This is a genomic window from Psychrobacter sp. AOP5-GZ1-6, from assembly GCF_052376345.1.
GTDB lineage: Bacteria > Pseudomonadota > Gammaproteobacteria > Pseudomonadales > Moraxellaceae > Psychrobacter.
Genome location: NZ_JBQSVP010000162.1, coordinates 1 through 6,202, shown reverse-complemented (window position 1 = coordinate 6,202; position 6,202 = coordinate 1). Strand labels below are relative to the sequence as shown.

The following is a 6,202-nucleotide window of genomic DNA, read 5'->3' as shown; positions in this document are numbered from 1 at the left end:
TTTTAACATTGTACTACCCAAAAAATAGTCACTGTCACTGCCGTGGTGATATGTTTAACATATCATAACTGTTTATTATCCAAGACGGTTGCTGGTGCTTGGTCGAATGATATGTAACAGTATCAACACATGTACTAGCAATAGTACGCTAAACAAAATCAGAGACTGCTCAGGAATACTCAATCCTATGAATGTCCAGTCAACAGAAGCGCATTCGCCAGAACCTGCGAAAACTTCTTTGAACACTTGTAGAATTGGTAAGGTGTCTAGCCAATAATCGAGACCAGGACCGCAGGAAGGCACTTGATCGGCAGGTAAGTGCTGTAGCCATACATGACGCGCGGCTACTGCCGTAGACCAGCCTATTCCAGCCACACTACCAAGCCACAATAGCAGTCTGATTATTTTAGATTTTGGATTAAACAGTGCTGACATTAGGGCAAAAATACCCATAATAATCAAGCCAATACGTTGGAAAATACAAAGTGGACAAGGGGAAAACCCTAAATAGCGCTGTAAAAAGAACAGCGCAAAACTCATTCCTACTATGCTCATTATTACTAAAAATACTTGCAAGTTACGGTAAGTGGTTAGCTTTAGCATCGGGCAGTTACTCTTATAAATTAGTCATCTACAGACATTAAATACTGATCAGAACATGGTTATAAATATCTAATTATCAAAATTAGCGATATTGTTGCAAAAACTCCATAAAATCTTCTGTTTCTGCTTTTTCGATATCTGCTTGTTGGAGTATCGATTTTTCTGCCAGTACTTCGTATTTGGCTTGGGTATTTGGACTGAGCGTTTGCTGTAATAAAGACTTACGATGCTGCTGTGCTAAGGTGAAACCAAGCCGCCATAAGCTACCCAAACGCTGACTATCAGAGTTTACTTGTGCAGAGATGGTTGCCTCAGAATGTCCAGCTTTACCTTGCATCAGGGCAACAGCAGTACGGTAGTCGTTGCCACCATAATGCGCGTCAAGTAGTGCAGCAAGTGGTTGCATGCGCTCTAGATGTGTCAGCATCCAGCTCTCAAGTAATTGCTCCTCACCATTATTGATAATATGTAGATTATCGCGACGACCTTCGTTTACCACGCGCTCAAGATTAATCGCGAGTGTTTCTTCTTCTTCAGGTAGCAAGTCAGGTGAGTCGCTAAGTAGGCAGTAGAGCGCCATTACTTCTAAGAAACAAGCACTAGATAAACGGATACCGACATCACTATAAGGATCCAAATCAATGGCGCGGAATTCAACGTAAGCGATACCACGACGCTCAAGCGCTTCAGTCGGTGTTTCGCCGCTCATTGCTATTTGTTTTGGTCGGATAGGGCTGTAGTATTCATTTTCTATTTGTAAGATATGGTTATTGATTTGAATAGGATTGCCATCCGCATCATCTAAGCCAAGCTTAGCAAAGCTTTCATGTGGTGTCTGAATCGCACGGCGTAGTCCAGCGACATATTCTGGCAAGTAGTTGTAACGAATATCGAGTTGCTCTTGCACGCTATTGGTATAACCAAGTTTACCCATACGCAGGCTGGTGGCAGCAGGTTTATAATAAGTAGAACTGTTCATCTGCTCTAAATCATGCTTACGATTGGCCAAAAAGCAAGGACAGACGCTTGGACTAGCACCCAATAAATACAGTACAAGACTGGTTAGTCGTTTGAAATTACGAATAAGTCCCAAGTACTTTTCATTTTTAAACTCTGCCAACGTTTGGCTTTGCGCAGTAGGTGTTTTTGCTTGCCAGTCTTCAAACAGTCCGTCACCAAAAGACAAGTTATAATGCAAACCTGCGATGGTTTGCATGCGGCGACCATAACGAATACCCAGACCACTACGATATAGCGTTTTAAGTTTGCCAGTGTTAGAGCTGCCATAATCGGCTAGTGGAATATCTTCATCATTTGAGGACAGCATACATGGCATAGACAATGGCCACATCAGCTCACCTTCTGGCATGGCTTGATACACCAGTACGTGCAGTTGACGCAACATGTTAAGGGTTTCTTTTGGAGAGGCTTTTGGATCGGTAATCAGCTCAAGTAGGCTTTCTGAATAATCTGTGGTGATAAAAGGGTGTGTAAGTTTTGATCCGAGTTTGGTCGGATGCGGTGTTTGAGCCAAGTAGCCATCAGGTTTGACACGCAGTCCTTCTTTTTCGATACCACGGAGCATGCCTGTTAAATGCTTGCTATCAAACCAGTTAGGAATTTCAAAGTTAACAAAGCTACTCACAAAATTAGTCATAATAGTCATCTATTGTTATTCATTATGGTGGTTCAAAACACGACTAGCGCTTGACCATAAAAGAGGTAGATATTGGGTTAAGAGTTTCGTCAGTTTAGCTCAAAGCAGCTTTTAAAACCACGGATAGTTACAAATACGACAAGCTTTACAATGGCTTGTCTGCCTGAATATTAGAGGATATTTAGACCGTATTATTTGTAAGCAGTCTTTGATTAAAGCCCTCTGCAAATAAAAAAATATCTACCTAGCAGATAGAGGTTTTTGATATACAGCGTTCAGTTATTGAGCATCGCTGTAGCCAACAACTTGGGTATTTAGATCAAGAGTTATGTGTGCGGTTAACTCAAATAGAAAAGGATGAACCACAGCCACAAGTGGTGGTAGCATTTGGGTTGGTCACGACAAAGCGCGCACCTTCTAAGCCTTCGGTATAATCAACGGTAGAGCCCTGTAGGTATTGATAGCTAAGTGAGTCGACGACTAAGGTCACATCCCCATTGTCAAAGTTGGCATCGTCTTCATTTAGCTCATTGGCAAAGTTAAAGCCATAAGAAAAACCTGAACAGCCACCGCCAGTGACATAGACACGCAGCATAAGGTTGTTATCACCTTCTTCTTCACGTAAGCGACGTACTTTTTGTGCAGCACTGTCAGTTAGGCTTAATACGGTTGGATCTACTGGTTGGCTGGCGCTTGGACTAAATTGATTGGCTGATTCGTTCATATCTACCTCAGTTGCTAGGATCAAATGCTATCGTCGTCCTGTTTGGGTTTGCAATTAAATGGTTGCAAATAAAGATACGTACGGCGTTTGATTCAATTGGGTGCTGTCATTATGGCAAGGCTGTTAACACATTATAAATACAATATTGGTGCCGTCAAAATGGTTGAGCATATAGTTGGTACTTACTTTATAGCAGTATATCATAATGGGGATAGTGATTCGTTTGTCAAGAGTGATGTCACTCACTGAATTTAATGCATCAGAATTGGCTTTTAATGAATGAATAAATACTTAGTTTTGAAATAGTTATTTAATTGTTTGCCTATGGAGCAAGCGTTTGAAATAATAGCCGGCAGTTAACATGCCAGATGTGTGTTTTTCTTATTGCCTTATATTTTATATTACTGTTGAGATGAAGAAATTATATGATCGAATTTAAAGACGTTGGTGTTCGCCGTGATGGTCGTGAATTGTTTGCCGGTGCAAGCTTTCAGCTACATCCGGGTCACAAAGTTGGCTTAACAGGCAATAATGGCACTGGCAAATCCACCTTGTTTGCTTTATTACTGACGCAAATGGGTACGGGCGATACCGAAGTCACTCTTGATAGGGGCGAAGTAAGTATTCCTGATAGCTGGCATGTGGCACACATGGCACAGGAAGTGGGCGCAACCAAGCAGACAGCGGTTGACTATGTATTAAGTGGCGATGAACAGTGGTATGAGATTAATGCCGCGTTAAATGATTTGAGCAGTGTCAGTGATGAGCAGATTGGCATATTGCATCAGCAATTTGATGAAATTGATGGCTATCGCACACCGACCAAAGCCGCTCAAATTATGGCGGGACTGGGTTTTAATACTAGCCAGCATGAGCTACCAGTAGAAGGTTTCTCAGGTGGCTGGCGCATGCGTCTAAACCTTGCCAAAACATTGATGAGCCGCGCTGATTTAATGTTACTTGATGAGCCAACCAACCATTTGGATTTGGATGCGATTCTTTGGCTAGAGACTTGGATCAATGCATATATGGGTCTGGTGATTGTCATCTCGCATGATCAGGCATTCTTGGATGCGACGGTTGGTCATATCCTTCATGTAGAACAACAAAAAATCACGCTCTACACAGGTAACTACCAGCAGTTCATTCGTACGCGTCATGAGCGTATGGCACAGCAGCAGCAAGCGTTTGAGAAGCAAGAAGCGACTAAGGCACATTTGGATGACTTTATTCGTCGTTTCCGTGCGAAAGCCAGTAAGGCCAAGCAAGCTCAGAGTCGTATTAAGCAGCTTGAGCGTATGGCGGAGCTGTCACCAATGATGGCAGAAAACCCTTTCTCCTTCCGTTTTTATGAGCCAGCAAATATGAGCTCACCGCTGATTGAGCTGACGAAAGCAGACATTGGTTATAGCGACGTACCACTGCTGCACAATGCCAATGTGCAGGTGACTCCCGATACGCGTCTGGGTTTACTCGGTATGAATGGTGCAGGTAAATCAACACTGATTAAGGCATTGGTTGGCGAGCTTGGCATATTAACAGGCACGTATCGAGTATCTGATACGCTGAAATTAGGCTATTTTAACCAGCATCAAATGGACATCTTAGACGCAAAGGCCACACCGATAGAGATGATGCGTCGCCTAGCGGGTAAGACTTCGGATGCGATACTACGTTCATTTTTGGGCAGTTTTGATTTCCGTGGTGATCGTATTGATACCCCTAGTGAGCTGTTTTCTGGTGGTGAGCGTGCGCGTTTGACATTGGCCTTGATTGTTTGGCAGCGCCCAAACGTTCTCGTGCTTGATGAGCCAACCAACCATTTAGACTTACAAATGCGTCAAGCATTGACCATCGCACTACAAGGTTTTGAAGGCGCAGTGGTATTGGTCTCGCATGATCGTGAACTGATTGCTAACGTTTGTGATGAGCTGTACTTGGTACATGACGGTATTATCGAAGAGTTTGATGGTGATATCGGAGACTATGGTAAATGGCTCGCCGAAAAGCGTAAGCAGGAAAACGCACAAGATAAAAACACAGGTAAGAAAAAAAGTAAAAAAGAGAGTAAAAGGTTTGTTTCACGTGAAACAACTGATAGTCAAGTAGGCAATAAAGCGTCTACTGCACCATCAAAGAATAAAAATGCTGAGCCTGCACTTAGCAAAGATGCCCAGCGTAAACAGGCTGCTGAACAACGCAAGCTAACCGCTCCGATACGCCGTGATATTGAGAGTACAGAAAAATCATTGGCTAAAATTGATAAGCAGCTAGCGGTACTTGAAGAAAAGTTGGCGGATACAACATTGTATGAAGAAAGCCGGAAGTCAGATTTGCTTGTTCTGCTCAATGAGCAAACAGCACTACAACAGCAACATAGTGATAATGAAGAAAAATTATTATTATCGATGACGACGTTAGAGGAAATGGAAGCTGGCCTTGAGTAGATGATGTGGCTTAGTAGATATTGTTTGTTAAGCTATTTTTAGCTGATAACGATATTTGTAAAGGTAGTTATAAAAAAGGGAGGGCAATCGCCCTCCCTTTTTATTACATTATTCCTTACGGTACTTACCATCACCATAAGATAATATTTCCATTGTCGTTGTACACAACTGACAGTTTATTTGACCAGCAGCGGCTTTTGATAAATCAAGAATACGACCTCGAATAAAAGGCCCTCTATCTGTAATTTTTACAATAACACTCTGCTTTGTCTTTTGGTTAGTTACTTGGACTTTGGTGCCGAACGGTAACGTGCGATGTGCAGCAGTTAATGAGTTCATGTCGAAGATACTGCCACTAGCGGTACGTTTACCGTGAAATTTGCTGCCGTAATAACTGGTATTGCCAGCAAAAACAGTGGTACTAAGTAGTAGTGACAAAGTGATAACCAAAGACCTGATTAAATAAGACATTTAATACCTTTAAGCAATTTATAAAATAGACAGGTACTCTTGCCTATGTTATCCGTACTCCCTATGAGTATGAATAATATAGATATTTTACAATAAATAGCTTGCCACGTCCTTACCATTTTGTAAAAAACCACGAGTTCAGTCTATTTTATAATATGTTTCAGGTTACTAATATAAGTGATTTTCATTTACTGCTCTTGCATTAAAAATAAATAAGGTTTGTTTGCTTTAAAGCTGCAACAAAAGCCAATTCTGCCTTCTAAGAAAATATTCATAATATAAAAAGCCTCTATTATATTT

At 41.7% G+C, this 6,202-nt stretch carries 5 protein-coding genes; 1 reads left to right on the top strand and 4 read right to left on the bottom strand.

The features are described 5' to 3' along the window. Positions 1–75: 75 nt before the first annotated feature. The 3 genes from ACT3RN_RS14030 to erpA form a co-directional block, all read right to left on the bottom strand. Positions 76–603, bottom strand: coding sequence for a disulfide bond formation protein B (locus ACT3RN_RS14030; RefSeq protein WP_192518501.1), 528 nt, complete (start codon positions 601–603; stop codon positions 76–78). 82 nt (positions 604–685) lie between these two features. Continuing rightward, entirely contained in the window at positions 686–2,260 is a 1,575-nt protein-coding gene (gshA, locus tag ACT3RN_RS14025) for a glutamate--cysteine ligase (RefSeq protein WP_192518502.1), read from the bottom strand. Between the two features lie 343 nt (positions 2,261–2,603). Beyond that, positions 2,604–2,984 carry an iron-sulfur cluster insertion protein ErpA gene (erpA, locus tag ACT3RN_RS14020; RefSeq protein ID WP_192518503.1) on the bottom strand — a complete coding sequence of 127 codons (381 nt, stop codon included), beginning with the start codon at positions 2,982–2,984 and terminating at the stop codon, positions 2,604–2,606. 425 nt (positions 2,985–3,409) lie between these two features. On the opposite strand from erpA, the gene ACT3RN_RS14015 reads away from it, so the two are divergent. Then, a complete protein-coding gene (locus ACT3RN_RS14015; protein ID WP_192518504.1) occupies positions 3,410–5,431 on the top strand; it encodes an ATP-binding cassette domain-containing protein in 2,022 nt (673 codons plus the stop codon). A 108-nt stretch (positions 5,432–5,539) separates the two neighbouring features. On the opposite strand, the gene ACT3RN_RS14010 is transcribed toward ACT3RN_RS14015, so the two are convergent. Continuing rightward, a complete protein-coding gene (locus ACT3RN_RS14010) occupies positions 5,540–5,902 on the bottom strand; it encodes a septal ring lytic transglycosylase RlpA family protein (RefSeq protein ID WP_192518505.1) in 363 nt (120 codons plus the stop codon). Positions 5,903–6,202 lie beyond the last annotated feature (300 nt).